The sequence below is a fragment of the Streptomyces sp. NPDC019937 genome, assembly GCF_040631655.1.
GTDB lineage: Bacteria > Actinomycetota > Actinomycetes > Streptomycetales > Streptomycetaceae > Streptomyces.
On the sequence record NZ_JBEYAL010000059.1, the window covers coordinates 1 to 26,144 of the forward strand.

Here is a 26,144-nt window from a genome sequence, read left to right on the forward strand (position 1 = left end):
CAAGGAACGGACGCTTCCTTTGAAACCGTATCACCGGTTTCTCCGGGCTTTTCCCTCCGGACCTTTCAGCCTTTCGGCTTTCCGGCCTTTCGTGTCTCACACACTATCAGACCTTTTTCCGCTCTCCGAATCCGTGTCTTTCGCATGGCATGCGAAAGCAGATCCGAGATTTGGATCAAGTGACTGAAGGTGCCGCCCTCACCTGGACGAGTCCGCAGTTGACTGCGATGCTTCATCCGGATGGGCAGGAGTACGACAGTACAGCGCCTCACGCGGCCGTGGCAAATCGATTCGGGGTCCTCCGGGGGTCTCCGGCCTGCGCCGCTTGTGCGGAATCCCAAGTTCCTATGACTTACGCTTCTGGGCAGTGCGCTGTCCGGGACAGGCGGTGACGGCGCGAGATGGATCTTCACCCCGGGAGGCCTCCCATGACCACCGTGACGTCTCCGCTCGCCGGGCGCGCGATCGGACTGACAGCGGTTCCCGATCCCGTGTTCTCGGGCGCCATGGTCGGTCCGGGTACGGCGATCGACCCGGTGCTCGAGACCTGTGTGGCCGTGGCTCCGGTCGACGGCATCGTCGTCTCGCTGCACCCGCACGCGTTCGTGGTCGTGGACGAGGACGGGCACGGGGTCCTCACCCACCTCGGGATCGACACCGTGCAGCTCAACGGTGACGGCTTCGATGTCCTCATCAACAAGGGGGACACCGTGAAGCGCGGTGACGCGATCGTGCGCTGGGACCCCGCGGCGGCCGTGGCCGCCGGTAAGTCGCCGATCTGTCCGGTCGTGGCCCTGGAGGCCACGACCGATTCCCTTGCCGCGGTCCGGGAGGACGGCGATGTGAAGCCGGGCGACGCGCTCTTCAGCTGGACGTGACCCCGACGCCGTCCGGAACCGGTCCGGGCGGCGTCGACGGCTAGTACGACATCCACCACGGCGGGGTTCCGCCGTATCAACCGGGGACAGGTGACATGGAGACAACGCTGCGAGGCGTCGGCGTGAGCCACGGGGTGGCCATCGGCGAGGTGCGCCACATGGGCACGGCGGTACTGGAGCCGCCCGCGAAGCAGATTCCGGCCGACGAGGCGCCGCGTGAGCAGGGTCGGGCGCGCCAGGCGGTGGAGGCCGTATCGGCGGATCTGATCGCGCGCGGCAACCTCGCGGGCGGTGAGGCCCAGGCCGTGCTCGAGGCGCAGGCCATGATGGCGCAGGACCCGGAGCTGATCGCCGACGTCGAGCGGCGGATCGCGGTGGGCAGCACCGCCGAGCGCGCGGTGTACGACGCCTTCGCCGCGTACCGGGCGCTGCTGGCCGGGGCCGGGGAGTACCTGGCGGGCCGGGTGGCCGACCTCGATGACGTGCGGAACCGGATCGTGGCGCGGCTGCTGGGTGTGCCGATGCCGGGCGTGCCCGACAGCGACGAGCCGTACGTACTGATCGCTCGCGATCTCGCCCCGGCCGACACGGCGCTCCTCGACCCGACCCTGGTGCTCGGCTTCGTGACCGAGGAGGGCGGGCCGACGAGCCACAGCGCGATCCTGGCGCGCGCCCTCGGGGTCCCGGCCGTGGTGGCGCTGCCCGGTGCCGGGGAGCTGGTCGAGGGCACCATGATCGCCGTGGACGGCAGCACGGGCGAGATCTTCGTGTCGCCGAGCGAGGAGAAGCGGGCGGAGCTGACCCGGGCCGCCGAGGAGCGGCGGGCGGCGCTGGCCGCCTCGTCCGGTCCGGGGGCGACATCCGACGGGCACAAGGTGCCGCTGCTGGCGAACGTCGGCGGTCCGGCGGACGTACCGGCGGCGGTCGAGGCGGGCGCCGAGGGCGTGGGGCTGTTCCGGACCGAGTTCCTCTTCCTGGACGACAGCACGAAGGCGCCGTCGGAGGAGAAGCAGACCGAGGCCTACCGGCAGGTGCTGGAGGCGTTCCCCGAGGGCCGGGTGGTGGTCCGGGTCCTGGACGCGGGTGCGGACAAGCCGCTGGACTTCCTCACCCCGTCCGATGAGCCCAACCCGGCGCTGGGCGTACGCGGGCTGCGCACGCTGCTGGACCACCCCGAGGTACTGCGGACGCAATTGACGGCGCTGGCCAAGGCGGCCGAGGGGCTGCCGGTCTATCTCGAGGTCATGGCGCCGATGGTGGCCGACCGGCTGGACGCCAAGGCGTTCGCGGACGCGTGCCGGGAGGCCGGACTGCAGGCCAAGTTCGGCGCGATGGTGGAGATTCCGTCGGCCGCGCTGCGGGCCCGCTCGATCCTCCAGGAGGTCGAGTTCCTGTCGCTGGGCACCAATGACCTGGCCCAGTACACATTCGCCGCGGACCGCCAGGTGGGGGCGGTGTCGCGGTTGCAGGACCCGTGGCAGCCCGCGCTGCTCGACCTGGTCGCGGCGTCGGCCGAGGCCGCGCAGGCCGAGGGCAAGAGCTGCGGGGTGTGCGGTGAGGCCGCGTCGGACCCGCTGCTGGCGTGTGTGCTGACCGGTCTGGGCGTCACCAGCCTCTCCATGGGTGCCGCGTCGATCCCGTATGTCCGCGCCACGCTGGCCAAGCACACCCTCGCCCAGTGCGAGCGGGCCGCTTCGGCGGCGCGCGCGGCGGACACCGCCGAGGACGCCCGCCGGGCCGCGCAGGCGGTGCTGTCCGGCGAGTGAGCCGATGAGCTGAAGCAGGGCGAGAGGGCCCGTCCCGCCGCGGTGACCGCGGTGGGACGGGCCCTTCGCCGTGTCACTCCTCCTCGGGCCGGGGCAGCGGCCTGGGCAGGGGGAGGCCCGCCCGGTACTCGACGCCGTGCTCCGGCGGGATCGGCTCACCGGTCCGGGCGTCGGTGCAGTACGCGGTGAACACCTCGGCCTCGCTCAGTGGGCGGGGCCAGCCGTCGCGCAGCGCCCAGCCGCGGACCGTGTCCGGCGCTCCGGGCCGGCTCGTCCGCAGGACGATGCCGCCGGGGCTTCCGGTGGCGATGCCGCAGGCCAGCACGGTGCGGAAGACGAGGGCGCCGGGCTCGGCGAGCCTCGGCGGCCGGCCTTCGCGCACGGTGGCGTGCACCACGGCGGCCAGCGGGGTGTCGTCCACCGGGACGCTGCACACCAGGTGGTGCAGGCCCGGTCCCGCCGCGTCGAGCACCGCGTACAGCGCGGCCGTGGCGCGGTCGAACGCCGCGCGGCCGGTGCCGTCCCCACAGGCGTCGCAGCCGTCACGGCCGCCCGCGCGGGCGAGCACGGCCGACGCGTACTCCCAGGTGGCGCGCTCCTCGGCCGCGGTGATCAGGCGTGGCAGCAACTGGTCGACGGACTGGCCCTCGTAGACGACGGTGGCACCCGTGGACGCCACCTCCGCCGTGAAGCGGCTGCGGCTTGCGGGGGTGTCCGGGTCGAGCCGGGTGTGCGCGCAGTACTCCTGGTAGGCCACCGGGTCGAAGAGGGCGACGGTGGTGTGCACGCCCTGTGACGAGAGCGCCCGCAGCAGCCCCTCCATCCGCCGCAGGTACCGGGCATGGTCGTCGAAGCCGAACGACGCGTAACGCCGCATGGCGGCGAAGTCCTCCTCGGCCGCCAACAGCGCCACCACGCTGGGCACTTCCTTGCGCAGGGCGCGGATCGCGGTGGGCGTGCCGCGGTCGTCGCCGTGGTCGTGGGTGCGGCCGGGGCCGCCGGTTCCGGTGTCGGTGTGCGCCATGACTCCCCCTCAGCGCAAACGTTCAGTGCTCACTCACCGTAACCGGGGGCACCGACAACGCTCCCTCAGTCGGCGGCGACGCCCTTCGTCCGGGCCAGCCGCTCGTAGTAGCGCAGCAGCTCCAGGTCGTCCACGGATCCCGGGTTGACGGCCTTGTCCAGGGCCGTGCCCTGCAGGAGCCGCTTGACCGGGACCTCGATGCGCTTGCCGGTGAGGGTGTGGGGGACGCCCGGGACCTCGATGACCTCGTCGGGGACGTGGCGCGGGGACAGCTCGGCGCGGATGGTGCTCTTGATGCGGGCCAGCAGCTCGTCGTCGAGGGTGGCGCCCGGGGCGAGGTGGACGAAGAGCGGCATCCAGTAGCCGCCGTCGGGCTGTTCGACGCCGATGACGAGGGATTCGCGGATCTCGGGGAGGCGTTCGACCGCCTCGTAGATGTCGGCGGACCCCATCCGTACGCCCTGCCGGTTGAGGGTGGAGTCGGAGCGGCCGTGGATGACGACGGTGCCGCGCGAGGTGAGGGTGATCCAGTCGCCGTGGCGCCAGACGCCGGGGAACATCTCGAAGTAGCTGTCGCGGTAGCGGCTGCCGTCGGGGTCGTTCCAGAAGCGGACCGGCATGGACGGCATGGGGCGGGTGACGACCAGCTCGCCGACCTCGTCGGTCACCGGCCGGCCCTGTGGGTCCCATGCCTGGAGGTCGGTGCCGAGGCCGGGGGCCTGCAGCTCGCCGATGTGGACGGGGAGGGTGGGCACGGCGCCCGCGAAGCAGCTGCACACATCGGTGCCGCCGCTGACGGAGGCGATCCACATGTCCTCCGCCACCTCGTCGTGGATCCAGCGGAAGCCGTCCGGTGGCAGCGGTGAGCCGGTGGTGGCGACGCACTTCACCCGGGACAGGTCGAAGTCGCGCCCCGGATGGACACCGGCCTTGCGGCAGGCCATGACGTACGCGGCGGAGGTGCCGTACAGGGTGGTGCCGGTGCGCTCGGCGATGCGCCACTGGGCGGCGGTGTCCGGGTGGCCGGGGCTGCCGTCGTACAGCACCACGGTGGCGCCGACGAGCAGCCCGGACACCAGGAAGTTCCACATCATCCAGCCGGTGGAGGTGTACCAGAAGAAGCGGTCCTCGGGGCCGAGGTCGCTGTGCAGGCCCAGCTGCTTGAGGTGTTCCAGCAGGATGCCGCCCTGGGACTGCACGATCGCCTTGGGCAGTCCGGTGGTGCCGGAGGAGTAGAGCACCCACAGCGGGTGGTCGAAGGGCACCTGCTCGAAGACCGGTTCCGTCCCCTCGCGGACCAGGTCGTCCCAGGCGAGCGCGCCCTCGGGGGCGGGGGTGCCCAGCAGCGGGATGTGGACGACGGCGCGCACGGTGGGCAGTTCGCGGCGCAGCTCGGCGACGGTCTCGGTGCGGTCGTGGGTCTTGCCGCCGTAAGAGTAGCCGTCGACGGTGAACAGGACGACCGGTTCGACCTGCTGGAAGCGGTCCAGGACGCTGCGCGCGCCGAAGTCGGGGGCGCAGGAGGTCCATACCCCGCCGACGGCGGCGGTGGCGAGGAAGGCGATGGCGGCCTGCGGGATGTTGGGCAGGTAGCCGCTGACCCGGTCGCCGGGGCGGACGCCGAGGCGCCGCAGGGCGGCGGCGGCCGCGCCGACCCGGGCGCGCAGCTCGGCCCAGGTGACGGGGCGGGGCTCGTGGGTCTCGTCGACGTGCAGCAGCGCGGGGTCGTCGGCGCGGGCGGGGTCCTCGCCCGCGCGCAGGGCGTGTTCGGCGTAGTTGAGGGTGGCGCCGGGGAACCAGCGGGCGCCGGGCATGGCGGGGTCGGCGAGCACGGTGTCGTACGGGGTGCCGAAGCGCACCTCGAACCACTCGGCGACCGACTGCCAGAAGGTCTCCAGCTCCTCCACCGACCAGCGGTGCAGCGCGGCGTAGCTCGCGGCCGGGTCGCCGGGGAGGGCGGCGGGCGCGCCGTGCCGCTCGGCCGCCCAGGCGTGGAAGCGGGTCAGCTGGGCGCGGGCGATCCGGTCCGCGCCGGGCTGCCACAGGGGGCCGGGCAGGTGGTCGGGGTGCGCTGCGGTGTTCATCTGTGTTCGGCTCCCGGGAGGTCCGCTTCGGTGCGCTAGATCCGGTTGGTCCGCGTCGTCGGCTGCTTCGGCGTCCGAGCAGGACGATGCCATGTGATCGACTTGTGCACCAGGGGCGCCACTCCACATCCGCGGTGGGTGGCATGTGGGACGACCACGGGTGAACGGCAGTTGAACTATGGTCGCGTCCTGCCTCGTCAATGGCACAGTGATCAGTATGAATGCGCGTGGCCTGGTGCGGTCGGTGAAAGTGGTCGGTACGGCGCGGGGGCTGCGCTCCCTGCGCTGGGCGTGGCGGCGCCGCCGCACGGACGCGACCGGACTGCCGCGGCGGGGCGCGGAGCTGGCCCGGGTGCCGGGTGTGGTGGAGGGCGCGGATCCGCAGCCGGGCGGTGGCGTGGTGCGGTTCGCGCGGTCCTCGCTGCGGGTGCGGGTGGCGGCGGGCGGGGCGGTGTTCTGCGGCTGGGACGGGGCCGAGCCGGAGCCGTCGTACGCGCTGGACGGGGCCTGTCCGGAGGCGGACGAGCGGGCCCAGCTGGAGCCGGACACGGACGGCGGCTGGCGGGTGGTGTCGGAGCGGGTGACGGTCGCGGTGTCGCGGATGGGCGCGGTGGAGGTGCGCACTCCGGGCGGGGTGGTGCTGCGGCGGGATCTGCCGCCGCGCTGGTGGGAGCCGGCCGGGGCGGTGGTCGACCGGGGCTGCGAGGGCGGGGCTGCGGGGGTGCCGGGCTCGCGCTGGCACCAGCGGTCGGAGGTGGCGGCGGACGCGCGGTTCTTCGGGCTCGGCGGACGGGCGGGCGGGCCGCGGCTGCGGGACGGCTCGTACCGGCTGTGGAACACCGACCCCGGCGGCGGCTTCGGGCCGGGCGACGATCCGCTGTATCTGACGATGCCGGTGCAGCTGGTGGTGGCCGACGCGGGCACCCATCTGGTGTTCCACGACAACTCGTGGGACGGCACGGTCGGCCTGCGGGAGGGCGAGGAGGGCGCGGGCTCGGGGCACGACCGGCCGGGTGGTGTGCGGATGCGCATGGAGGGCGGGCCGCTGCGCTACTGGGTGTTCGTGGGCACCCCGGCCCGGGTGCTGCACGGCTGGGCGGCGCTGACCGGCTCCCCCGCGGTCCCGCCGGGCTGGGCGCTCGGCCACCACCACGCGCGCCGGGGGTTCGGCGACGCACAGGAGGTGCGGCGGGTGGTGGCGGGCTACCGGGAGCGGGACCTGCCGCTGTCGGCGCTGCACCTGGACATCGACCATCTGTCCGGGCACCGGGTCTTCACGGTGGACGCGGCGCGCTTCCCCGATCTGCCGGGGCTCGCCGCGGAACTGCGCGGGGACGGGGTGCGGCTGGTGTCGATCGTGGACCCGGCGGTGAAGGCGGAGCCGGGCAACGCGGTGTACGACAGCGGGTCGGCGGCGGAGGGGTTCGTGACCGACGCCCGCGGCCGGGAGGTGCGCGGGGTGGTGTGGGCGGGCGAGTCGGTGTTCCCGGACTTCACCGATCCGCGGGTGCGCAAGTGGTGGGGCGGGCTGTACGCGGAGCGGCTGGAGCAGGGCTTCTCCGGGGTGTGGCACGACAGATGCGAGCCGGTGTCGTTCGCCGCCTTCGGCGAGCCCACGCTGCCGCGCTCGGCCCGGCACGCCCTGGAGGGCCGGGGCGGGGACCACCGGGAGGCGCACAACGTGTACGGGCTGGCCATGGCCCGGGCCGGGTACGAGGGGCTCGGCGAGCTGCGCCCCGACGAGCGGCCCTTCCTGTTCTCCCGCTCCGGCTGGGCGGGGCTCCAGCGGTACGGGGGCAGCTGGTCCGGTGGTGTGACGACGGGCTGGCCGGGGCTGCGGGCCTCGCTGGCGCTGGTGATCGGGCTCGGTCTGTCGGGGGTTCCGTACTCGGGCCCGGACATCGGCGGCTTCACCGGTTCTCCGTCGCCGGAGCTGTATCTGCGCTGGTTCCAGCTGGGCGCGTATCTGCCGCTGTTCCGTACGCATTCGGCGATCGCGGCCGGGCGGCGCGAGCCGTGGGAGTTCGGGGCCACGGTGCTGGAGCACGCGGCGGCGGCGCTGCGCGAGCGGCAGCGGCTGCTGCCGTACTTCATGACGCTGGCGCGGCTGGCGGAGCGTACCGGCGCGCCCTATGTGCGGCCCGTGTGGTGGCGGCAGCCGAAGGACCGCGGCTTGCGCGACTGCGAGGACGCCTTCCTGCTGGGCGACGCGCTGCTGGTGGCGCCGGTGCTGGAGGAGGGCGCGGTGCGGCGGGCGGTGCGGCTGCCGCGCGGCCGCTGGTACGACACGGCGACCGGCCGCGCCTACGAGGGCCCCGGGCAGGTGGTGGTGGACGCCCCGCTGTCCCGGATCCCGGTGCTGGCCCGGGCGGGCGCGGTGATACCCGTCGCGGCGCCGGACGGCGGCGTGGAGCTGGAGGTGTGGGCGCCGTGTCAGGGGCGCAAGGGCGGCGGGGCGATGGCGGTGGACGCGGGCGACGGCTGGGCCGAGGCGGAGCTGGTGCGGTTCGTCTCCCGGCTGCGCGGGGACGAGGTGCGGGTCGAGCGGGAGGGCGGCGTCGAGGCGGGGTATCCGGTGCGGGTCCGGGGTGGTTCGCGGCCCGGCGGCACGGGGTAGTTGGGTGTGCATGCCAAGACTCACCACCGCGCTGCGCGCGCTCGCCCTGCCCGTCGCCGCTCTCATGGCCCTCGCCTCGCCCGCCCCGGCGCAGGCGGAGGCCGGGCCCGAGGCGCCGAAGGAGTTCGTGGCGCTGAGCGATGTGGACCCGACGATCCGCCAGGAGATCCGGTACTTCACGCCGCACAACTTCACCGGCCGCCCCGTGGACGGCTATCGCGAGCCCCTGTGCCTGCTGACCCGCCCGGCGGCCAGGGCGCTGCACCGGGTGCAGCGTCAGCTGCTGCGCCGGGGCTACACCCTGAAGGTGTACGACTGCTACCGGCCGCAGCGCGCGGTGGACACCTTCGTCGACTGGGCGAAGGACCTCGACGACCAGCGGATGAAGCGCGAGTTCTATCCGGACGTCGACAAGACCCGGCTGTTCGAGGACGGCTACATCGCCGAGAAGTCGGGGCACAGCCGGGGCAGCACCATGGACCTGACGATCGCGAAGCTGCCCGCGCTGCCGACCCGCCCGTACGTGCCGGGCGAGAAGCTGGTGCCCTGCTACGCGCCGAAGAAGGACCGCTTCCCCGACAACTCGGTGGACATGGGCACCGGTTACGACTGCTTCGACACCCTCTCGCACACCCTCGATCCGCGGATCAAGGGCACGCAGCGGGCCAACCGGCTGCTGCTCAAGGGCGCGATGGAGGCCCAGGGCTTCGTCAATCTGGCCGAGGAGTGGTGGCACTACACGTACCAGCCGGAGCCGTTCCCGGACACCTTCTTCGACTTCCCCGTCTCGCGCCGGTCGCTGACGAGGCACTGAGACTCACAGCCGCCCGCCCGCGGTGTCCGAGGACAGCCGCTGCGCGATGGCCACGGGCACCACGGACAGGGCGATGAGCGTCGCGGCGACGACGTTGACGACGGGGGCCTGGTGGGGCCGGGCCAGGTTCTCGTAGATCCAGATGGGCAGGGTGCGGGTGCCGGGGCCGGCGGTGAAGGTCGTCACCACGATCTCGTCGAAGGAGAGCGCGAAGGCGAGCAGCGCGCCCGCGAAGAGCGCCGAGCGCATGGCCGGGAAGGTGACGTGGCGGAAGGTCTGCCAGGGGCGCGCCCCGAGGTCCGCGGACGCCTCGGCCATCGAGGGCGCGATGCGACGCAGCCGGGCCGCCACGTTGTTGAAGACGACCACGACGCAGAAGGTGGCGTGCCCGACGACCACCGTGAACAGGCCGAAGCCGATGCCGAGCGGGCCCAGGACCGTGCGGAAGGCGGCGTTGAGGGCGATGCCGCTGACGATGCCGGGCAGCGCGATCGGCAGCACCAGCAGGAAGGACACGGTCCGGCGGCCGAAGAAGCGGTGCCGGTGGACGGCGTACGCGGCCATGGTGCCCAGGCACAGGGCGATCCCGGTGGCGGCGAGCCCGGCCTTGAGCGAGGTGAGCAGGGCGTCGCGGGCGCCCTGGTTGTGCAGGGCGGCTCGCCACCACTGGCCGGTGAGGCCGCTGGGCGGCCAGCCGAAGGAGCGGTCGGCGTTGAAGGAGTTGAGCAGGACGAGCAGCAACGGCGCGTAGACGACGGCGAGTCCGGCGGCGGTGACGCAGCCGAGGACGATCCGGGCGGTGCGCGACAGCCTCATCCTGCGTTCTCCTAGAGCGAGTCGAGGGCGCCGGCGCGGCGTACGGCGGCCAGGTAGCAGACGATGAGGACGACGGGCACGGCGGAGAGCGCGGCGGCCATCGGCAGGTCGAGGGTGACCTGGGAGGCGATGGCGTTGCCGAGGAGCTGGGTCTTGCCGCCGACGATCTGCACGGCGATGTAGTCGCCGAGGCTGAGCGAGAAGGTGAAGACGGATCCGGCGAGCAGGGCGGGGCGTACGGCGGGCAGGACGACCGAGCGCAGGGTGCGCCAGGTGCCGGCGCCGAGGTCGGCGGAGGCTTCCAGGGTGCGTTCGGGGAGCCGTTCCAGGGCCGCGTACACCGGGAGGATCATGTACGGCAGCCACAGGTAGGCGAGCACCAGGACGACGGCGGTGGTGCCGTAGCCGGGCCCGTGCAGTCCGAGCGGGGAGAGCACGGAGTTGACCACGCCGTCCTCGCCGAGCATCACCCGCCAGGCGTACGCCTTGACCAGGTAGCTGGCCCACAGCGGGGTGAGCACGGCCACCAGCAGCGGCCGGCGCCACCGCGGGCCCGCGACGCGCGCCATGCAGAACGCCATGGGGAGGGCGAGGAGCGCGTCGAGGACGGTGACGGCGGCGGCGGTGGTGAGGGTGCGCAGCGCGATGGTGCGGTAGACGGGGGTGGTCAGCAGTTCGTGGACGTTGTCGGTGTTCCAGGTGCGGACGACGTCGGAGGTGAAGGAGTCGGTGGTCCAGAAGGCGGAGAGGAGGAGGACGGCGAGCGAGCCGAGGTAGGCGAGGGTCAGCCACAGCAGCGGCGGTCCGAGGAGCGCGGCCAGGCGCAGCCGCGCCCGGCCCGATGCGCGGGACACGCGCTAGCCCTTGACCTCGGTCCAGGCGCGGGTCCACTGGGCGTAGTCGGTGCAGGTGGTGTTCTTGCGGCCGTCGAGGCACTGTTTGATGGGCGTGGTCCAGAAGTGGACGCGCTGGAAGTACTTCTCGTCGTCGGCGTGGAAGACGGCGCAGTGGTTCGGGTCGGCGGTCTCGGCGCACGCCTTGCGGTTGGCGGGGGCCTCGCCGAAGTACTCGGCGACCTGGGCGTTGACCTTCGGGGAGACGATCCAGTCGAGCCACTTGTAGGCGCAGTTGGGGTGTTCGGCCTTCGCGGAGACCATCCAGGTGTCGGACCAGCCGGTGGCGCCCTCCTTGGGGAGCACGGCCTTGACGGGCGCCTTCTCGGCCCGGGCGAGGTTCGCGATGACCTGCCAGGTGGTGCCGATGACGCTGTCGCCGCCCTTGAATGCGGTGATTTCCTTCTGGTAGTCGCTCCAGTACTCGCCGACCGCCCGGTGCTGCTTCTTGAGCAGGGTGACGGCGGCGTCGAGCTGCCGGGAGTCGAGCGCGTACGGGTTCTTGATGCCGAGCGACGGTTTGGCTCGCATCAGATAGAGGGCCGCGTCGGCGATGTAGATGGGCGAGTCGTACGCGGTGACCCGGCCGTTGTGCGCGGCGGCGTCGTCGAAGACGGCGCGCCAGGAGTCGGGCGCGGGCTTGACCTTGTCGGTGCGGTACATGAGGAGGTTGGCGCCGCGGCCGTGCGGGATGCCGTACATGCGGCCGTCCCTGGAGTTGAACGGCTGCTGTTTGAGGGCCGGGAAGATGTCCTTGTAGTGGGGCACCAGCTTGGTGTTGACGGGGGCGGCGTCGCCGGAGGCGATGAGGCGCAGGGTGGCGTCGCCGGAGGCGGAGACCGTGTCGTACTGGCCGGTCTTCATGAGGGAGACCATCTCGTCGGAGGTGCCCGCGGTCTTGGTGTTGACCTGGCAGCCGGTCTTCTTCTCGAAGGGGTGTACCCAGTCGGCCTTGGGGTCGTTGGAGCCGTCCTCGGCATAGCCCGCCCAGGCGATGATGTTGACCTTGCCCTCGCCCTTGCCGAGCTTGTCGGGGGCGTGTGCGGCCTTGCCGCCGTCGTCGTCGGATCCGCAGCCAGCGGCGGTCAGCAGCAGCGCGCACACGGCTGCCGCGGACCTCCACGCGGATGTCGTCCGTTTCCGCATCCGGTCCTCCTCGTCCCACGTGGTGCTCGAGGCCCCGTCAGTATCCGCGCGTCCCTCATGCCGACGCCAGGGTGCCTTCGGCAATGAGAAGGTCAACTGGGCACCGGGAAGGCGTCCTTCTCGTCCCAGACCAGCCTGATCTCGGCCTGCGGGCGGGCGGTGGGCGGGAGTTCGGAGAGGTTCTGCCGGTGCACGGTGAGCCGGTCGCCGTGCGGAAGCGCGACGGTGAAGCGGGTGTGCGCCCCGGCGTGCACGATGTCGGCGATGCGCCCCGTGACCGTGCGCTCGCCGTCGAGGGGCGTGTCGGCGGGGTCGGCGAGCCGGATGCGCTCGGGGCGGATGCTGTACGCGCCGGGGCGGCCGATCACCCGGACGGCGGCCTCGCCGCGCAGCAGGTTGGTGGTGCCGACGAAGCCCGCGACGAAAGCGGTGGCGGGGCGTTCGTACACCTCCACGGGCGGGCCGGTCTGCTCGATCCGGCCGCCCGCGACGACGGCGACGCGGTCGCTCATGGTCAGCGCCTCCTCCTGGTCGTGGGTGACCAGGAGGAAGGTGATGCCGGTGGTGCGCTGGAGTTCCTTCAGCTCGGTCTGCATCTCCTGGCGGAGCCGGAGGTCGAGGGCGCCGAGCGGTTCGTCGAGGAGCAGGACGGCGGGCCGGTCGACGAGGGCCCGGGCGAGGGCGACGCGCTGGCGCTGGCCGCCGGAGAGCGCGTCGGGGCGGCGGGAGGCGAAGCCGTCGAGGCGGACGGTGGCGAGGGCCTCGCGGGCGCGCGCGGTGCGCTCCGGCTTGCGGACGCCTCGTACGGTGAGCGCGTACGCCACGTTCTGCTCGACGGTCATGTGCGGGAAGAGCGCGTAGTCCTGGAAGACGGTGTGGACGTCACGGCGGTGCGGGGGCAGCGCGGTGACGTCCCGCCCGGCGAGTTCGATACGGCCGCTGGTGGGCCGCTCGAACCCGGCGATCAGGCGCAGCAGGGTGGTCTTGCCCGAGCCGGAGGGGCCGAGGAGCGAGAAGAACTCGCCCGGGCGGAGGGCGAGGTCGACGGCGTCCAGCGCCCGGACCGTACCGGCGGTGCCGAACTCCTTGGTGACGGCGGTGCAGCGGACCGCCTCTTCCGTCTCCGCCACGCTTGGCTCACGCCGTTCACTGGCATCCGTCATGTACCTGGGTTACCCAGCGTGCGATCCCTGTGCAACACTCCTGACGTACCGTCAGTTATCACCGTGTCGTCCGTCAGGAGAGGCCGTGGCGTCTGCGCGTACGCCCGTGGTCGCCGGGTGGTTCACCTCCGGCGACGGGGACTTCCGGCTGCTGGGCACCCGCTGCCGGGCCTGTGGCGCGGTGTACTTCCCGCGCGAGGACACCTTCTGCCGGGCACCTGGTTGCGCCGGTGAGGAGCTGGAGGAGGTGCCGCTGTCGCGGCGCGGCCGGGTGTGGTCGTACACCGACGGCCGCTACCGCCCGCCCGCGCCGTACCCGTCCGATCCCGCGCGCGACTGGGAGCCGTACACGCTGATCGCCGTGGAGCTGGCCGCCGAGCGGATGGTGGTGCTCGGGCAGGGCGCGCCCGGGGTGACGGTGGCGGATCTGGCGGTCGGCATGGAGGTCGAGGTGGTGCCGGGGGTGCTGGCCGGGGAGGGCGGGCGGAGCTGGTCGACCTGGCACTGGCGGCCGGTCGCCGCGGAGGCGCGGTCATGACCGGCGAGGTGGCGGTGCTCGGCGCCGGGATGCACCCGTGGGGCAAATGGGGCCGGAGTTTCGTGGAGTACGGGACGAAGGCGGCGCGGGCGGCGCTCGCGGACGCCGGGCTCGACTGGCCGGACATCGCGTCGGTGGTCGGCGCGAACACCGTGCGCTGCGGCTATCCCGGCCAGGTGGCGGGGGCGACCTTCGCCGGGGCGCTGGGCTGGCAGGGGGCGCGCGTCACCAGCGTGTACGCCGCCTGCGCGTCCGGTGCGCGGGCCATCGACACCGCCCGCGCCCAGATCCTGGCCGGAATGGCGGACACCGTGCTGGTGGTGGGCGCGGACGCGGCGCCCAAGGGGTTCTTCGCACCGTCCGGCGGTGACCGGCCCGATGACCCGGACTGGCTGCGCTTCCGGGTGCTGGGCGCCACCAACCCGGCGTACTTCGCGCTGTGGGCGCGCCGCCGGATGGCGGTGTACGGCGACACGCCCGAGGACTTCGCGACGGTGAAGGTGAAGAACGCGGCCGCGGGCGCCGCCAACCCTCATGCCCGCTACCGCTCCCCCGTGACCGCCGAGGAGGTGGCCGCGTCGCCGGTGGTGGCCGATCCGCTGCGGCTGCTGGACATCTGCGCAACCTCGGACGGGGCCGCGGCGCTCGTGCTGAGCAGCGTGGACTTCGCGCGGCGGCACGGGGTGGCGGACCCGGTGCGGATCCGGGCCGTCTCCTCCGTATCGCCGGAGTATCCGCGGACCGCGCTCGACCTGCCGGACATCGCCACCGACTCCGCCGCCGGGTTCGGTTCCGCAGCGGACGCGTTCCGCCCGTCGATCGCGCGGGCGGCGTACGAGGAGGCGGGGATCGGTCCGGAGGACCTGTCGCTCGCCGAGGTGTACGACCTGTCCACCGCGCTGGAGCTGGAGTGGTACGAGGACCTGGGGCTGTGCGGCGCCGGGGAGGGCGCGGGGCTGCTCCGTGAGGGCGCGACGGCGCTCGGCGGCCGGATCCCGGTCAATCCGAGCGGTGGGCTCGCCTCCTTCGGGGAGGCGGTCCCGGCGCAGGCCATCGCCCAGGTGTACGAGCTGACCCAGCAGCTGCGGGGGCGGGCGGGCGACCGCCAGGTGGCGGGGGCGAGAGTGGGCATCACCGCGAACCAGGGCCTGTTCGGCCATGGCTCGTCGGTGATCGCGGTGCGCTGAGGTGCGCGCGGTGCGCTGACGGGCTCCGCCGCGGGGATCCGGCGTTACGGATCCGGGCGGCGGAGCGGCCGGTCAGTGGGTGGCCGCGGTGGCGAGCAAGGCGTGTTCCACCACCGATATCAGCACATGCTTGACGGACTCGCGCTCGCGCGCGTCGCACATCACCACCGGGGTGCCCGGGTCGAGGTCCAGCGCCTCGCGCACCGAGTCCTCCGGGTAGCTGTCGGCGCCCTCGAAGCAGTTGACGGCCACCGTGAAGGAGATGCCGCGCCGCTCGAAGTAGTCGACGGCGGCGAAGCAGTCCTCCAGCCGGCGGGTGTCGGCCAGCACCACCGCGCCCAGCGCGCCGGTCGCCAGCTCGTCCCACAGGAACCAGAAGCGGTCCTGCCCCGGAGTGCCGAAGAGGTACAGCACCAGGTCCTCGCGGAGCGTGATGCGCCCGAAGTCCATCGCCACGGTGGTGGTCTTCTTGCCCTCCACTCCCGCGATGTTGTCGACCGGCCTGCCCGCCTCGGTGAGCAGCTCCTCGGTGCGCAGCGGTTTGATCTCGCTGACCGCGCCCACCAAGGTGGTCTTTCCGGCACCGAATCCGCCCGCCACGAGAATCTTGAGCGTCACGGGTTCGATGATGTGGGGGCGGCCCGGGTCAGAGTGCCCGTAGACCATTGATCACCTCGCGCAGAATCCTCTCGTCCGGCAGTTCCGCCGGAGGTACGGGCCGGGACACTCGGACGAGTGCCGCGTGAAGCAGGTCACCGATGAGTACGCGGACCACGCCGACCGGAAGGTCGAGCTCGGCCGCCAGCTCGGCGACGGACTGTGGGGTGTCACGGCTGAGTTCGACGATGTCGATGTGCTCCGGTGACAACGTCTGGTCGGCGACGCTCCCCCCGGTGCCCACCCGGTCGGCGACGACGACGGCGATCAGGTCGAGCTTGTCCTCCGCGGCGCTGCGGGTGCGGCCCCGCGTCATCGCGTAGGGCCGGACCACCGGTCCGGCGGCGTCGTCGAACCAGCGGTCGTCGGTCGCACCGTCTCCGGTCATCTCCCCCCGCCTCCGTCACCCACCGGATCGCGCGGCGGAGCCCAAATGCGCTCCCACCCGCTTGACCAGCAGCGTCATCTCATAGGCTACCTGTCCGACGTCGGAGTCCGCATCGGCGAGCACCGCGAGGCAGCTGCCGTCACCGGCGGAGGTGACGAACAGGAAGGCGTCGTCGAGCTCGACGACGGTCTGCCGGACCCGGCCGACGTCGAAGTGGCGGCCGACCCCCTTGGCGAGGCTGTGGAATCCCGAGGCCACGGCGGCCAGGTGCTCGCCGTCCTCCCGGGACAGATCCCGTGAACCGCCGGTGGGCAGTCCGTCGCCGGAGAGCACCAGCGCCTTGCGGATGCTGCCGACGCGGCCCACGAGTTCGTCGAGCAGCCAGTTCAATTCGCCCGACGGTGCCGATCCGTTGCGTGCTGCGGCGTTCGATGCGGTCATCGCCCGTCCCCCTCATCTCTCGTTCCTGGTGCCGTGTCCGAACCGCCGGGACCGGTGGCCGTCTGCCGCCGACCGCGCTGCCATCCCCGTTGCAGCGAGGCCATGGTGGCCCTCGCCTGTTCGGCATCGCGTTCGGGATCGGTGTCGGCAGCGTATCGGCCGCCCTCCGCCGGTGGTTCGGGGTCGTCCTTCAACTGCGGGGCGAGGCTCGCCTGCCGTACCCGCTTGGGGAGCCCGGAGGCGGGCCGGCGCTCCGGCGCCGGACGCTCCGGGGCCGGCGCCTGGTCCTGGCGCCGGTCCTCGCCGTCGTTCCCGGCCTCCGGGTCCGTTTCCGGATGCCGTGTCCGGTCGGCCCAGGAGGGCCGGGTGTGCCGTCCGCCGCCGCTGCCGCCGCCGTCGACCGGGTGGCCGTGGTCGGAGACCAGCACCGGCGGCACGCGGCGGGGCAGCGGCGCGGGGCCGCCGTCGCGGGCGCCGGAGCGGCTGTCGGACGCCTGCTGGTGCTGCTCGGCGGAGGGCTCGCTCACCACGGACGGGGACGGGCCGCGGGGCCTGCGCTGCTTGGGCAGGGCGGCGTCCCGCTTCCGCCGCTCGTGGCGGCCGGTGTCGGCGTCCGCGCGGTCCCCGCCGGAGCCCGCCTCGGTGAGCAGGGCGGACGGGATCAGCACGACGGCGGTGGTGCCGCCGTACGCGGAGGGCTGGAGCGAGACCCGTACGCCCTGCCGCTGGGCGAGCCGGCTGACCACGAACAGACCGAGCCGGTCGGTGTCGGACAGCTCGAACTCGGGGGTCTCCGCGAGCCGGAGGTTGGCCTCGGTCAGGGCGTCGGGCGTCATACCGAGGCCCCGGTCGTGGATCTCCAGGGTGAAGCCCTTGGCGACCCGCTCCCCGTGCACCTGGACGGCGGTGTGCGGCGGGGAGAAGACGGTGGCGTTCTCCAGGAGTTCGGCGATGAGGTGGGTGAGGTCGCCGACGGCGGGGCCGTTCACCGCCACCCGGGGCAGCCTGCGGATCTCGATCCGCTCGTAGTCCTCGACCTCGGCGACGGCGGCGCGCACGACGTCCATCAGCTGGATGGGTTTGCGCCACTGCCGGGCGGGGGCCGCGCCGGAGAGGATGACCAGGCCCTCGGCGTGCCGCCGCATGCGGGTGGTCATGTGGTCCAGCCGGAAGAGGTCGGCGAGTTCGTCGGTGTCCTCGGTACGCCGCTCCATCGCGTCCAGCAGGGTCAGCTGGCGGTGCAGCAGCACCTGGCTGCGGCGGGCGAGGTTGACGAAGACGTCGGAGACGCCCCGGCGCAGTTCGGCCTGTTTGACGGCGGCCTCGACGGCGGCCCGCTGGAGGGTGTTGAGCGCCTGGCCCACCTGGCCCATCTCGTCGGAGCCGTGCCGCAGGCGGGGCACCTCGCGTTCGACGTCGACCGGCTCGCCCGCGCCGAGGCGGCGCATCACGCTCGGCAGCCGGACGCTGGACGCCTCCTGGGCGTCGTCGCGCAGCCGGGACAGGTCGCGGACCAGGCCGCGGCCGATCCGGACGGAGACGACGACCGAGACGACGAACGCGAGGAGGCCGAGGATGGCGGCGGCGCCCGCCTTGAGCAGGACGCTGTTGGCCACCGGGTCGATGCGCTTCTGGAGCCGGTCGGTGGCCTCGTCGCCCAGCCGGTCGTAGTCATTGAGGACGGGCCCGGCCGCGTTCTCCCAGTGCTCCCGGTCCATGGCGCCGATGGCCTGCCTCGGCTCCATGGTGGCCAGGATCCTGCCCTCGGCGATGCGCAGCGCCGCGGGGGCGGCGTTGGTGCGCCGGTAGTCGGCGAAGATCTTCTGCTCCGAGGCGGGCAGGATCGGCAGGTTGGTGTTGTAGAGCAGGGTGCGCTCGGCGATGAGGTCGGACATCGACTTGAGGTCGTTCAGCGTCAGCTTCCGTGCCGTCAGCGCGGAGACGTACAGGGCGTCCTCCCGGGACAGCGCCTCCCGGGCTCGGATCATGGCGACCAGCGCGCGGCCCTGCTTGTCCAGGTCGGTGTCGGGCACGGCGTGCAGCGAACTGCGGAACGCGTAACAGAGCTCGACGAGTTTGTTGTAATACTCATAGGCGGCGGTCCGCGAGGTACCGTTGTCCTCGACCTTCCGGCGCAGGCTGTCGAGGCCTTCGGATGCCTTGAGGACGTCGTCGAGCAGATCCTCGGACTCGCTGTTCATCCGGTCGTGCAGGGCGCTGTCGGACTCGGCGTCGCGGAGCCGTCCGATGGCCTCGTCGGTGGTGCGCTGCCGGGTGTGGAGCAGGGGCAGCGCGTCGGACTGGCGTGGGTCCGCGAGGAGGATCAGGGTCTGACGGCGCTCCTGCTGGACGGCGTGCACGGCGTCCTCGGCGGGCTGGCCCGCCTTGTCGATGATGGCGGAGGCGTCGAGCAGTTGCAGCGCCTCCCGGCCGGTGATCACTGTCGCGAAGGCCCAGATCGCCGTCAGCGAGACAAGCGGCACCAGCAACAGCGCCACGATCTTCCTGCGGATGGACTTCCCGCGAAAGTGCATGGCCTCCCCAACGTCGTCCCCGGGGGCCGGGGCGGTGACTGATGTTCTCGGACAACGAGCGACAACGAGCGGCGCGAGCCTACTACTGAGGAATGGTCATTCCGAAGGCTTGTCCTACGGCTTCCGGCAACTCTCCACATTCGATGATCACCAGTTGTCAGGTGATTATCGGACTTAAGCCCCGTGGCAGCGCACACCGACGCCCGTCACGGTGCGCGCAGGGCCGGACACCGTTGGCCGGATTTCCTCTCCCCACGGGAACCGCCGATCGCTGCCATTCGTGATCCAACAAGGCACACTAGGGGTGCATACGACCCAAGTCCCGCCATGTGTGACCGACCGGACCGGGGCAGCGCCGAAAGGGGTGGGAACGTCATGGACGCCTTGGACAAGGATCGCGACATCCCGGCACCAGGGGCCCGCCGGCTGTGGACCGAGGAGCCGGCCCGCAGACGGCGGCTGCCCGATCCGGTGCGCACGTCGGCGGTGCGGGCGGTCATCATCGTGGCGGTGACGATGGTGCTGGCGATGGTGGCGGTGCTGTGCGCGTTCGCCGGTTCGTGGTTCGCCTTCCCCGCCGTGCTCATCGCGGTGGCGAGCACGGTGGTGGCGACCTGGGGAGTGCTGGACGTCTGGGTGACCCGCCAGGTGTGGAACCAGCGTTACGGGGTGGTGTCCCGGCCCAGCAGCACGGCGCGGGAGATGCGCCGGCAGCGGCGGCGGGCCCGTAAGGAGGCGGTCAGCGCGCGGCGAGCCGGGGAGCGCGGGCGAGCTCGCGGCGCAGCCGCGTGAACGGCTTGGGACGGTTGACGGCGAGGACGGCGGTGGGGACCGCGTCGCGCTCGTAGACGGCGAGGAAGCCGGCGCCGGGGTCCGCGCCCTCATCGGGGTCGCCCTCCGCGATCCGGACGGTGTCGCCGGGTTCGCGCCGGCCGGCGAACTGGATCCGCGCGCCGTACTGGTCGGACCAGAAGTAGGGCAGCGCGCCGAACGGCTGGACGGTGGTCCCGGCGAGCAGGTTGCGGGCGGCGACCGCGCCCTGTTCGGCGGCGCTGGTCCAGTGCTCGGCCCGTACGGTGCGTCCCGTACCGGGCAGGGCGAGGCGGGCCACGTCGCCGACGGCGACGACGGACGGCAGCGCGGTGGCGCAGCCCTCGTCGCACAGCACCCCGTCGTCCAGGGCCAGTCCCGAGCCTTCCAGCCATCCGGTGACCGGGCGCACCCCGACCCCGACGACCACCACGTCGGCGGGCAGCACCCGGCCGTCGGCGAGTTCGACGCCGGTGACGCGGTCGCTGCCGCGCAGGGTGGCGACGCCCGTGCCGCACAACAGGGTCACGCCGTGCGCGGCGTGCAGCGCGGCGCACGCCCGGGCCATGCGCTCCCCCAGTTGCGGGACGAGCGGCAGCGGCGCGGCCTCCACCACGGTCACGTCGAGACCGAGCGCGGCGCAGGAGGAGGCGACCTCGGCGCCGATGAAACCGGCGCCGATGACGACCACCCGCTCCGCCCCCGCCCTCAGCTCGGCGCGCAGCCGCCGGGCATCGTCGAGGGTGCGCAGGGTGTGCACCCCGGGCGGGGCGGCGGCGCGCAGCGTCCGGGGCGCGGCCCCGGTGGCGATGACGACGCCGTCGGTGCGCAGGGTGCGGCCGTCGGCCAGTCCGACCGTGCCCGCCGCGGGGTCCAGCCGGTCGGCCCGGACGCCGAGCAGCCACTCGGCGTCCAGTTCGGCGTCGTCCTCGGGGCCGGTGAGAGCGAGCGGGCCGAGGCCGCCGTCCGGCTCGCCGTCACCGGTCGGGCCCTCACCGGTCGGGTCCTCACCGGTCAGGAACGCTTTCGACAGCGGAGGGCGGTCGTACGGGCGGTGGCGCTCCTCGCCGACGATCACCAGCCGCCCGTCGTAGCCCTGGTCGCGCAGGCCCCGCGCCGCGTGCAGTCCCGCGAGCGAGGCCCCGACGACGGTGACCGTCCGCATCATGCGACGGCTTCTTCCTGGGCGGCGGGCACCAGGGGGTGGACATGGAGCATTCCGTCGACCACCGTGACGGCATGCGTCCGTACCGGTTTGCGGGCGGGCAGACAGGTGGGCATGCCGGAGCGCAGATCGAACAGGGCGGCGTGCAGCGGGCATTCGACGTAGCAGCCTTCGACCCAGCCTTCGGAGAGGGAGGCGTCCTGGTGGCTGCAGGTGTCGTCGACGGCGTAGAACGCGCCCTCGGAGTGGAACACCGCGATCGCCGCGTGGCTGTCGCCGGCCTCGATGCGCACCGACTCGCCTTCCGGCAGATCCTCGATACGGCAGACGGGAATCATTGGCCCCCCTCACGTTGATCGGTATCATGCGTTGTGAATGGCGCATCGAAATGCGCGATGCGCAACAGAATCCAGATTAGGAAGGCAGCCGTCAAGAGTTGCCCGTCGAGAGGCCCCACTCGGAGCCGCCGGATGGTGAGATCAGACCCATGACGAACACGACCGAGGACCGGGCCGAGGAAAAGCGGGGGGCCGCCGGGGCAGTGCAGTCGGTGGACAGGGCGGTCAGCGTCCTGGAGATCCTCGCCAAACTCGGCGAGGCCGGAGTGACCGAGATCGCCGATGAGCTGGGAGTGCACAAGTCGACCGCGTTCCGGCTGCTGGGCGTGCTGGAGAACCGCGGCCTGGTGGACCAGGAGCGCGACCGCGGGAAGTACTACCTGGGCGCCGGGGTGCTGAGACTGGCGGGCGCGGCCGCCATCCGGCTCGACATCTCGCAGGAGGGCGCCCCGGTGTGCCGGGCGCTGGCCGACGAGACCGGCGAGACGGCCAACATCGCGGTCCTGGACGGGGACGCGGCGGTCAACATCATGCAGGCGCGCGGGGCCGCAGCCGTCACGGCCTACAACTGGCTGGGGCGGCGCACCGCGCTGCACGCGACCGCCAGCGGCAAGATGCTGCTGGCCCATCTGAGCGGCGAGCGGCGGGAGCGTCTGGTGACGCGGAAGCTGCCGCGGTTCACCGAACACACCATCACCACATCGGCCGAGCTGCGGCAGCAGCTGGAGACCGCCGCCGAGCGCGGTTTCGCCTACTCGTGCGAGGAACTGGAGATCGGGCTGAACGCGGTCGCGGCCCCGGTGCGCGGCCACGACGGCGCGGTCATCGGCGCCATCGGCGTGTCCGGGCCGGTGTACCGGATGGCCCAGAGCCAGCTGCTGGACCTCGCCGAGCAGGCCATGAAGACCGCCGAGGAGCTGTCCCGCCGCATGGGCTTCCCCGGTTGACCGGATAACGTCCATCGACCCACCCGAAGGGGCCGGATCCGATCCGGCCCCTTCGTCGTGCGCTGGAGGGGAAACCCACTGTCAGCGCTGGTTTACGGACGGTTTTCGCGTACCTCTTGACGCGTCGTGGACGCGGCTTTCAGGATGTCCCTCATCGCGCAACACGCCGCGCCATACGCAACTGAGGGGTAACCAGCGGCCCTTGAACCGGCTGGCTTCCCCACCTCTTCCCCGTAGCTCATGCCAGCTCGTGCCAGCTCCCACGCACCGGTCCCTGCCAGCGCAGGAGAACAGAGGAGTGAGCCATGCCGCAAGAAGTCCGCGCCGTCGTCGCGCTGAAAAGGGCCGCACCCGTGGAGGTGCTGCCGGTCCTCGTGCCCGATCCCGGACCCGGCGAGGTGCTGGTGGGGGTCCAGGCGTGCGGGGTGTGCCACACCGATCTGCACTACCGGGACGGCGCCATCGGCGACGAATTCCCGTATCTGCTCGGACACGAGGCGGCCGGGATCGTCGAGGCCGTGGGCCCGGGGGTCACCGGGCTGGCCCCCGGCGACTACGTGGTGCTGGCCTGGCGCGCGCCCTGCGGCGCCTGCCGCTCCTGCCGCCGCGGCCGCCCCTGGTACTGCTTCGAGAGCCGCAACGCCGCCCAGCCCATGACCCTCGCCGACGGCACCCGGCTGAGCACGGCGCTCGGCATCGGCGCGTTCGCCGAGAAGACGCTGGTCGCGGCGGGGCAGGCGGTGAAGATCGACCCGTCGGCCCGCCCCGAGGCGGCCGGGCTGATCGGCTGCGGGGTGATGGCCGGCTACGGCGCGGCCGTGCACACCGGCGGGGTGTCCAACGGCGACACCGTCGCGGTGATCGGCTGCGGCGGGGTCGGCAACGCGGCGATCGCCGCGTCCGCGCTGGCCGGGGCGCGCCGGGTGATCGCCGTGGACATCGACGACGCCAAGCTGGACGCGGCCACCCGCTTCGGCGCCACCGACACCGTCAACTCCCGGGGTACGGACCCGGTCGAGGCGGTCCGCGAGCTGACCGGGGGCGTGGGCGCCGACATCGTCATCGACGCGGTGGGCCGTCCCGAGACCTACCGCCAGGGCTTCTACATGCGCGATCTGGCCGGAACGCTGGTGCAGGTCGGGGTGCCGGACCCGGAGATGCGCATCGAGTTGCCGCTGATCGACGTGTTCGGGCGGGGCGGCGCGCTCAAGTCGTCCTGGTACGGGGACTGTCTGCCCAGCCGGGACTTCCCCGTCCTGGTCGACCTCCACCTCAGCCGCAAGCTCGACCTGGAGGCGTTCGTCAGCGAGACGATCTCGCTGGACGAGGTGGAACCCGCGTTCGCCAAGATGCAGCGCGGTGAGGTGCTGCGCTCGGTGGTGGTGCTGTGATGACCAGGGATGTGACGGCCGGGAACGTGACCGGTGATCAGAAGGACCGGCGCGTCGTCATCGTCGGCGCCGGGATCGTCGGCTGCTCGCTCGCCGACGAGCTGACCGCCCGCGGCTGGAGGGGGGTCACGATCCTGGAGCAGGGCCCGCTGACCGCCCCCGGCGGCTCGACCTCGCACGCGCCCGGGCTGGTGTTCCGGACCAGCCCTTCCAAGACCCTCACCGAGTTCGCCGTCTACACGGTGGAGAAGTTCTCCGCGCTGGAGGCCGACGGACTGTCCTGCTTCAACCCGGTCGGCGGTCTGGAGATCGCCACCAGCGAGGAGCGCTGGGCCGATCTGCACCGCAAGGCGGGGCTCGCCGCGTCCTGGGGCGTCCGGGGCGAACTGCTCACCCCCGCCCGGTGCGCCGAGCTGTGGCCGCTGCTCGATCCGGAGAAGATCCTCGGCGGCTTCCACACCCCCGACGACGGGCTGGCCCGCGCGCTGCTCGCCTGCCGTGCCCAGATGGAGCGGGCCACCGCGCGCGGCGCCCGCTTCCTGGAGCGGCACACCGTCACCGGCATCGAGCAGGAGGGCGGCCGGGTCACCGCCGTCGTCACCGACCGGGGCACCTTCCCCGCCGACATCGTCGTCTCGGCGGCCGGGTTCTGGGGGCCGCTGATCGGTGCGATGGCGGGCGTCCGCGTCCCCCTGCTGCCGCTGGCCCATCAGTACGCGAAGACCGCGCCGCTGCCGGAGCTGGCCGGGGTGAACGACCCGCGGACCGAGGCGAGCCGGCCGCTGCTGCGCTTCCAGGACCGCGATCTGTACTTCCGCGAGCACACCGACCGCATCGGCATCGGCACTTACGCCCACCGCCCGATGCCGGTCGACCCGGCCGCGGTGCCCGCCTACGACGACGCGCCGGTGATGCCGTCCTCGCTGCCGTTCACCGAGGCGGACTTCGCGCCCAGCTGGGAGGAGAGCGTCGGGCTGATCCCGGCGCTCGGCGCGAGCCGCGTCGAGGAGGGCTTCAACGGGGTCTTCTCCTTCACCCCCGACGGGATGCCGGTCATCGGCGAGTCCCGTGAGGTGCGCGGCTTCTGGCTGGCCGAGGCGGTGTGGGTGACCCACTCCGCGGGCGTCGCCAAGGCCGTCGCCGAGTGGATGACCGACGGACGGCCGTCCATCGACGTCCACGCATGCGATCCGTACCGCTTCGAGGACGCCCAGACCTCCCCCGCCTACATCGCCGAGCGCGGTGCGCAGAGCTTCGCCGAGGTCTACGACGTCATCCACCCGCTGCAGCCCATGGAGCGGCCGCGCCCGCTGCGGGTCAGCCCCTTCTACGAGCGCCAGCGGGAACTGGGCGCGTACTTCCTGGAGGGCGGGGGCTGGGAGCGGCCGCACTGGTACGAGGCCAACGCCCCGCTCGCCGAGGGGCTCGAACTGCCCGCGCGCGACGCCTGGTCGGCCCGCTACTGGTCGCCGATCGCCGCCGCCGAGGCCAAGGCCACCCGGGAGCGGGTCGCGCTGTACGACATGACCCCGCTCAAGCGGCTGGAGGTCTCCGGCCCCGGCGCCCTGGACTTCCTGCAGCGCATGACCACCAACCAGCTCGCGAAGAAGCCGGGCGCGGTCACCTACACCCTGCTGCTGGACGAGGCCGGAGGCGTACGCAGCGACCTGACCGTCGCGCGCCTCGCGGACGAAAGCTTCCAGGTGGGCGCGAACAGCGGCCTCGACCTGGACTGGCTGCTGCGCCACGCGCCCGACGGCGTCCACATCGCCGACATCACGCCCGGCACCTGCTGCGTCGGGGTGTGGGGCCCGCTCGCCCGGGAACTGGTCCAGCCGCTGACCCCGGACGACTTCTCACACCGGGCGTTCGGCTACTTCAAGGCCCGGCGCACCTACATCGGCCATGTCCCGGTGACCGCGATGCGACTGAGCTACGTCGGCGAGCTGGGCTGGGAGCTGTACACCACCGCCGACCTGGGCCTGCGGCTGTGGGACACGCTGTGGGAGGCCGGGCAGCGGCACGGGGTGATCGCCGCCGGCCGCTCCGCCTTCAACAGCCTGCGGCTGGAGAAGGGCTACCGGGCCTGGGGCCATGACATGACCACCGAGCACGATCCGTACGAGGCGGGCGTCGGCTTCGCCGTCCGGATGGACAAGGGCGACTTCGTCGGGCGCGCGGCCCTGGAGGGCCGCGGCGAGGAGACGGCGCGGCGCAGGCTGGCCTGCCTCACCCTGGACGATCCGGCCGCGATCGTCATGGGCAAGGAGCCGGTGTACGCCGTCGGCGAGACCGGGCGGCCCGCGGGCTACGTGACCAGCGCCGCGTACGGCTACACCATCGGCCGCACCGTCGCCTACGCCTGGCTGCCCGCCGACGTGGCCGTCCCCGGCACCGCCGTCCACATCGAGTACTTCGGGGAGAAGGTCCCCGCGACCGTCGCCACCGAGCCCCTCTTCGATCCGGGCATGGACCGCATCCGCCGGTGACCCCCCGCGCCCGATCGACCTCCTCGACCTCCCGTCGGCCGACCACCGCCGCGCCCAC

Annotated in this window: 22 protein-coding genes; 10 read left to right on the top strand and 12 right to left on the bottom strand. The window is 72.8% G+C overall.

All coding sequences use genetic code 11. From position 1 onward, the window contains the following. The first annotated feature begins 428 nt into the window (after nt 1-428). Together ABZ562_RS37480 and ptsP are read left to right on the top strand one after the other, a co-directional pair. Nucleotides 429-878, top strand: coding sequence for a PTS glucose transporter subunit IIA (locus tag ABZ562_RS37480; RefSeq protein ID WP_361488870.1), 450 nt, complete (start codon nt 429-431; stop codon nt 876-878). Nucleotides 879-973: 95 nt separating this feature from the next. Continuing rightward, a complete protein-coding gene (gene ptsP / locus ABZ562_RS37485) occupies nt 974-2,644 on the top strand; it encodes a phosphoenolpyruvate--protein phosphotransferase (protein ID WP_361488872.1) in 1,671 nt (556 codons plus the stop codon). 73 nt (nt 2,645-2,717) lie between these two features. On the opposite strand, the gene ABZ562_RS37490 is transcribed toward ptsP, so the two are convergent. Next, nucleotides 2,718-3,668 carry a hypothetical protein gene (locus ABZ562_RS37490; protein WP_361488875.1) on the bottom strand — a complete coding sequence of 317 codons (951 nt, stop codon included), beginning with the start codon at nt 3,666-3,668 and terminating at the stop codon, nt 2,718-2,720. Between the two features lie 65 nt (nt 3,669-3,733). After that, nucleotides 3,734-5,752, bottom strand: a complete 2,019-nt coding sequence (locus ABZ562_RS37495; RefSeq protein WP_361488878.1) for an acetoacetate--CoA ligase — start codon at nt 5,750-5,752, stop codon at nt 3,734-3,736. Nucleotides 5,753-5,969: 217 nt separating this feature from the next. Between ABZ562_RS37495 and ABZ562_RS37500 the strand changes: the two genes are divergently transcribed. Both ABZ562_RS37500 and ABZ562_RS37505 read left to right on the top strand, forming a co-directional pair. Beyond that, entirely contained in the window at nt 5,970-8,369 is a 2,400-nt protein-coding gene (locus tag ABZ562_RS37500; RefSeq protein WP_361488880.1) for a glycoside hydrolase family 31 protein, read from the top strand. Nucleotides 8,370-8,379: 10 nt separating this feature from the next. Further along, nucleotides 8,380-9,183, top strand: coding sequence for a M15 family metallopeptidase (locus ABZ562_RS37505; protein ID WP_361488882.1), 804 nt, complete (start codon nt 8,380-8,382; stop codon nt 9,181-9,183). Between the two features lie 3 nt (nt 9,184-9,186). Here the strand turns inward: ABZ562_RS37505 and ABZ562_RS37510 are convergent, their stop codons facing one another. The 4 genes from ABZ562_RS37510 to ABZ562_RS37525 all read right to left on the bottom strand — a co-directional run bounded on the left by ABZ562_RS37510 (nt 9,187) and on the right by ABZ562_RS37525 (nt 13,201). Beyond that, complete coding sequence (locus tag ABZ562_RS37510) at nt 9,187-9,999, bottom strand: ABC transporter permease (RefSeq protein ID WP_361488885.1); 813 nt, start codon at nt 9,997-9,999, stop codon at nt 9,187-9,189. A gap of 11 nt (nt 10,000-10,010) precedes the next feature. Continuing rightward, the gene (locus tag ABZ562_RS37515) at nt 10,011-10,853 is read right to left on the bottom strand and encodes an ABC transporter permease (RefSeq protein ID WP_361488888.1); all 843 of its coding nucleotides are present in this window, start codon (nt 10,851-10,853) and stop codon (nt 10,011-10,013) included. 3 nt (nt 10,854-10,856) lie between these two features. After that, complete coding sequence (locus ABZ562_RS37520) at nt 10,857-12,038, bottom strand: ABC transporter substrate-binding protein (RefSeq protein WP_361488891.1); 1,182 nt, start codon at nt 12,036-12,038, stop codon at nt 10,857-10,859. A gap of 92 nt (nt 12,039-12,130) precedes the next feature. Beyond that, nucleotides 12,131-13,201, bottom strand: coding sequence for an ABC transporter ATP-binding protein (locus tag ABZ562_RS37525; protein ID WP_361488893.1), 1,071 nt, complete (start codon nt 13,199-13,201; stop codon nt 12,131-12,133). 85 nt (nt 13,202-13,286) lie between these two features. On the opposite strand from ABZ562_RS37525, the gene ABZ562_RS37530 reads away from it, so the two are divergent. Then, entirely contained in the window at nt 13,287-13,739 is a 453-nt protein-coding gene (locus ABZ562_RS37530) for a zinc ribbon domain-containing protein (RefSeq protein ID WP_361488896.1), read from the top strand. Further along, nucleotides 13,736-14,926: a lipid-transfer protein gene (locus ABZ562_RS37535; RefSeq protein ID WP_361488898.1), complete on the top strand. Its 1,191-nt coding sequence runs from the start codon at nt 13,736-13,738 to the stop codon at nt 14,924-14,926. The genes ABZ562_RS37530 and ABZ562_RS37535 overlap by 4 nt, the downstream gene beginning before the upstream one ends. A gap of 72 nt (nt 14,927-14,998) precedes the next feature. Here ABZ562_RS37535 and ABZ562_RS37540 read toward each other — a convergent pair whose 3' ends face one another. From ABZ562_RS37540 to ABZ562_RS37555, 4 genes are read right to left on the bottom strand one after another with little or no spacing between them, the layout of a single operon-like run. Then, entirely contained in the window at nt 14,999-15,592 is a 594-nt protein-coding gene (locus ABZ562_RS37540; protein WP_055556451.1) for an ATP/GTP-binding protein, read from the bottom strand. Beyond that, nucleotides 15,573-15,971 carry a DUF742 domain-containing protein gene (locus ABZ562_RS37545; RefSeq protein ID WP_361488901.1) on the bottom strand — a complete coding sequence of 133 codons (399 nt, stop codon included), beginning with the start codon at nt 15,969-15,971 and terminating at the stop codon, nt 15,573-15,575. Before ABZ562_RS37545 ends, ABZ562_RS37540 begins: the two co-directional genes overlap by 20 nt. Before the next feature lie 15 nt (nt 15,972-15,986). Then, entirely contained in the window at nt 15,987-16,412 is a 426-nt protein-coding gene (locus ABZ562_RS37550; protein WP_055556454.1) for a roadblock/LC7 domain-containing protein, read from the bottom strand. Further along, nucleotides 16,409-18,946, bottom strand: a complete 2,538-nt coding sequence (locus ABZ562_RS37555; RefSeq protein ID WP_361488904.1) for a nitrate- and nitrite sensing domain-containing protein — start codon at nt 18,944-18,946, stop codon at nt 16,409-16,411. The genes ABZ562_RS37550 and ABZ562_RS37555 overlap by 4 nt, the downstream gene beginning before the upstream one ends. 375 nt (nt 18,947-19,321) lie before the next feature. On the opposite strand from ABZ562_RS37555, the gene ABZ562_RS37560 reads away from it, so the two are divergent. After that, nucleotides 19,322-19,738 carry a hypothetical protein gene (locus ABZ562_RS37560; RefSeq protein WP_361488907.1) on the top strand — a complete coding sequence of 139 codons (417 nt, stop codon included), beginning with the start codon at nt 19,322-19,324 and terminating at the stop codon, nt 19,736-19,738. Here ABZ562_RS37560 and ABZ562_RS37565 read toward each other — a convergent pair. Both ABZ562_RS37565 and ABZ562_RS37570 read right to left on the bottom strand, forming a co-directional pair. Then, the gene (locus ABZ562_RS37565; RefSeq protein WP_361488928.1) at nt 19,686-20,921 is read right to left on the bottom strand and encodes an FAD-dependent oxidoreductase; all 1,236 of its coding nucleotides are present in this window, start codon (nt 20,919-20,921) and stop codon (nt 19,686-19,688) included. The genes ABZ562_RS37560 and ABZ562_RS37565 overlap by 53 nt on opposite strands. Then, a complete protein-coding gene (locus ABZ562_RS37570) occupies nt 20,921-21,259 on the bottom strand; it encodes a bifunctional 3-phenylpropionate/cinnamic acid dioxygenase ferredoxin subunit (protein WP_055556460.1) in 339 nt (112 codons plus the stop codon). The genes ABZ562_RS37565 and ABZ562_RS37570 overlap by 1 nt, the downstream gene beginning before the upstream one ends. 149 nt (nt 21,260-21,408) lie before the next feature. On the opposite strand from ABZ562_RS37570, the gene ABZ562_RS37575 reads away from it, so the two are divergent. From ABZ562_RS37575 to ABZ562_RS37585, 3 genes are all read left to right on the top strand, one after another. Beyond that, entirely contained in the window at nt 21,409-22,206 is a 798-nt protein-coding gene (locus ABZ562_RS37575) for an IclR family transcriptional regulator (RefSeq protein WP_361488910.1), read from the top strand. Between the two features lie 305 nt (nt 22,207-22,511). Next, on the top strand, nt 22,512-23,597 hold the full coding sequence (locus ABZ562_RS37580; protein ID WP_361488913.1) for an S-(hydroxymethyl)mycothiol dehydrogenase: 1,086 nt from the start codon (nt 22,512-22,514) through the stop codon (nt 23,595-23,597). Then, a complete protein-coding gene (locus ABZ562_RS37585; protein ID WP_361488916.1) occupies nt 23,597-26,086 on the top strand; it encodes an FAD-dependent oxidoreductase in 2,490 nt (829 codons plus the stop codon). Before ABZ562_RS37580 ends, ABZ562_RS37585 begins: the two co-directional genes overlap by 1 nt. Nucleotides 26,087-26,144: the final 58 nt, after the last annotated feature.

What these genes read in the sequence shown, in the direction of transcription:
- ABZ562_RS37480 (WP_361488870.1), top strand. Translation starts at nt 429, where the DNA reads ATGACCACCGTGACGTCTCCGCTCGCCGGGCGCGCGATCGGACTGACA.
- ptsP (WP_361488872.1), top strand. Translation starts at nt 974, where the DNA reads ATGGAGACAACGCTGCGAGGCGTCGGCGTGAGCCACGGGGTGGCCATC.
- ABZ562_RS37490 (WP_361488875.1), bottom strand. Translation starts at nt 3,668, where the DNA reads ATGGCGCACACCGACACCGGAACCGGCGGCCCCGGCCGCACCCACGAC.
- ABZ562_RS37495 (WP_361488878.1), bottom strand. Translation starts at nt 5,752, where the DNA reads ATGAACACCGCAGCGCACCCCGACCACCTGCCCGGCCCCCTGTGGCAG.
- ABZ562_RS37500 (WP_361488880.1), top strand. Translation starts at nt 5,970, where the DNA reads ATGAATGCGCGTGGCCTGGTGCGGTCGGTGAAAGTGGTCGGTACGGCG.
- ABZ562_RS37505 (WP_361488882.1), top strand. Translation starts at nt 8,380, where the DNA reads ATGCCAAGACTCACCACCGCGCTGCGCGCGCTCGCCCTGCCCGTCGCC.
- ABZ562_RS37510 (WP_361488885.1), bottom strand. Translation starts at nt 9,999, where the DNA reads ATGAGGCTGTCGCGCACCGCCCGGATCGTCCTCGGCTGCGTCACCGCC.
- ABZ562_RS37520 (WP_361488891.1), bottom strand. Translation starts at nt 12,038, where the DNA reads ATGCGGAAACGGACGACATCCGCGTGGAGGTCCGCGGCAGCCGTGTGC.
- ABZ562_RS37525 (WP_361488893.1), bottom strand. Translation starts at nt 13,201, where the DNA reads ATGACGGATGCCAGTGAACGGCGTGAGCCAAGCGTGGCGGAGACGGAA.
- ABZ562_RS37535 (WP_361488898.1), top strand. Translation starts at nt 13,736, where the DNA reads ATGACCGGCGAGGTGGCGGTGCTCGGCGCCGGGATGCACCCGTGGGGC.
- ABZ562_RS37540 (WP_055556451.1), bottom strand. Translation starts at nt 15,592, where the DNA reads ATGGTCTACGGGCACTCTGACCCGGGCCGCCCCCACATCATCGAACCC.
- ABZ562_RS37545 (WP_361488901.1), bottom strand. Translation starts at nt 15,971, where the DNA reads ATGACCGGAGACGGTGCGACCGACGACCGCTGGTTCGACGACGCCGCC.
- ABZ562_RS37550 (WP_055556454.1), bottom strand. Translation starts at nt 16,412, where the DNA reads ATGACCGCATCGAACGCCGCAGCACGCAACGGATCGGCACCGTCGGGC.
- ABZ562_RS37555 (WP_361488904.1), bottom strand. Translation starts at nt 18,946, where the DNA reads ATGCACTTTCGCGGGAAGTCCATCCGCAGGAAGATCGTGGCGCTGTTG.
- ABZ562_RS37560 (WP_361488907.1), top strand. Translation starts at nt 19,322, where the DNA reads ATGGACGCCTTGGACAAGGATCGCGACATCCCGGCACCAGGGGCCCGC.
- ABZ562_RS37565 (WP_361488928.1), bottom strand. Translation starts at nt 20,921, where the DNA reads ATGCGGACGGTCACCGTCGTCGGGGCCTCGCTCGCGGGACTGCACGCG.
- ABZ562_RS37570 (WP_055556460.1), bottom strand. Translation starts at nt 21,259, where the DNA reads ATGATTCCCGTCTGCCGTATCGAGGATCTGCCGGAAGGCGAGTCGGTG.
- ABZ562_RS37575 (WP_361488910.1), top strand. Translation starts at nt 21,409, where the DNA reads ATGACGAACACGACCGAGGACCGGGCCGAGGAAAAGCGGGGGGCCGCC.
- ABZ562_RS37580 (WP_361488913.1), top strand. Translation starts at nt 22,512, where the DNA reads ATGCCGCAAGAAGTCCGCGCCGTCGTCGCGCTGAAAAGGGCCGCACCC.
- ABZ562_RS37585 (WP_361488916.1), top strand. Translation starts at nt 23,597, where the DNA reads ATGACCAGGGATGTGACGGCCGGGAACGTGACCGGTGATCAGAAGGAC.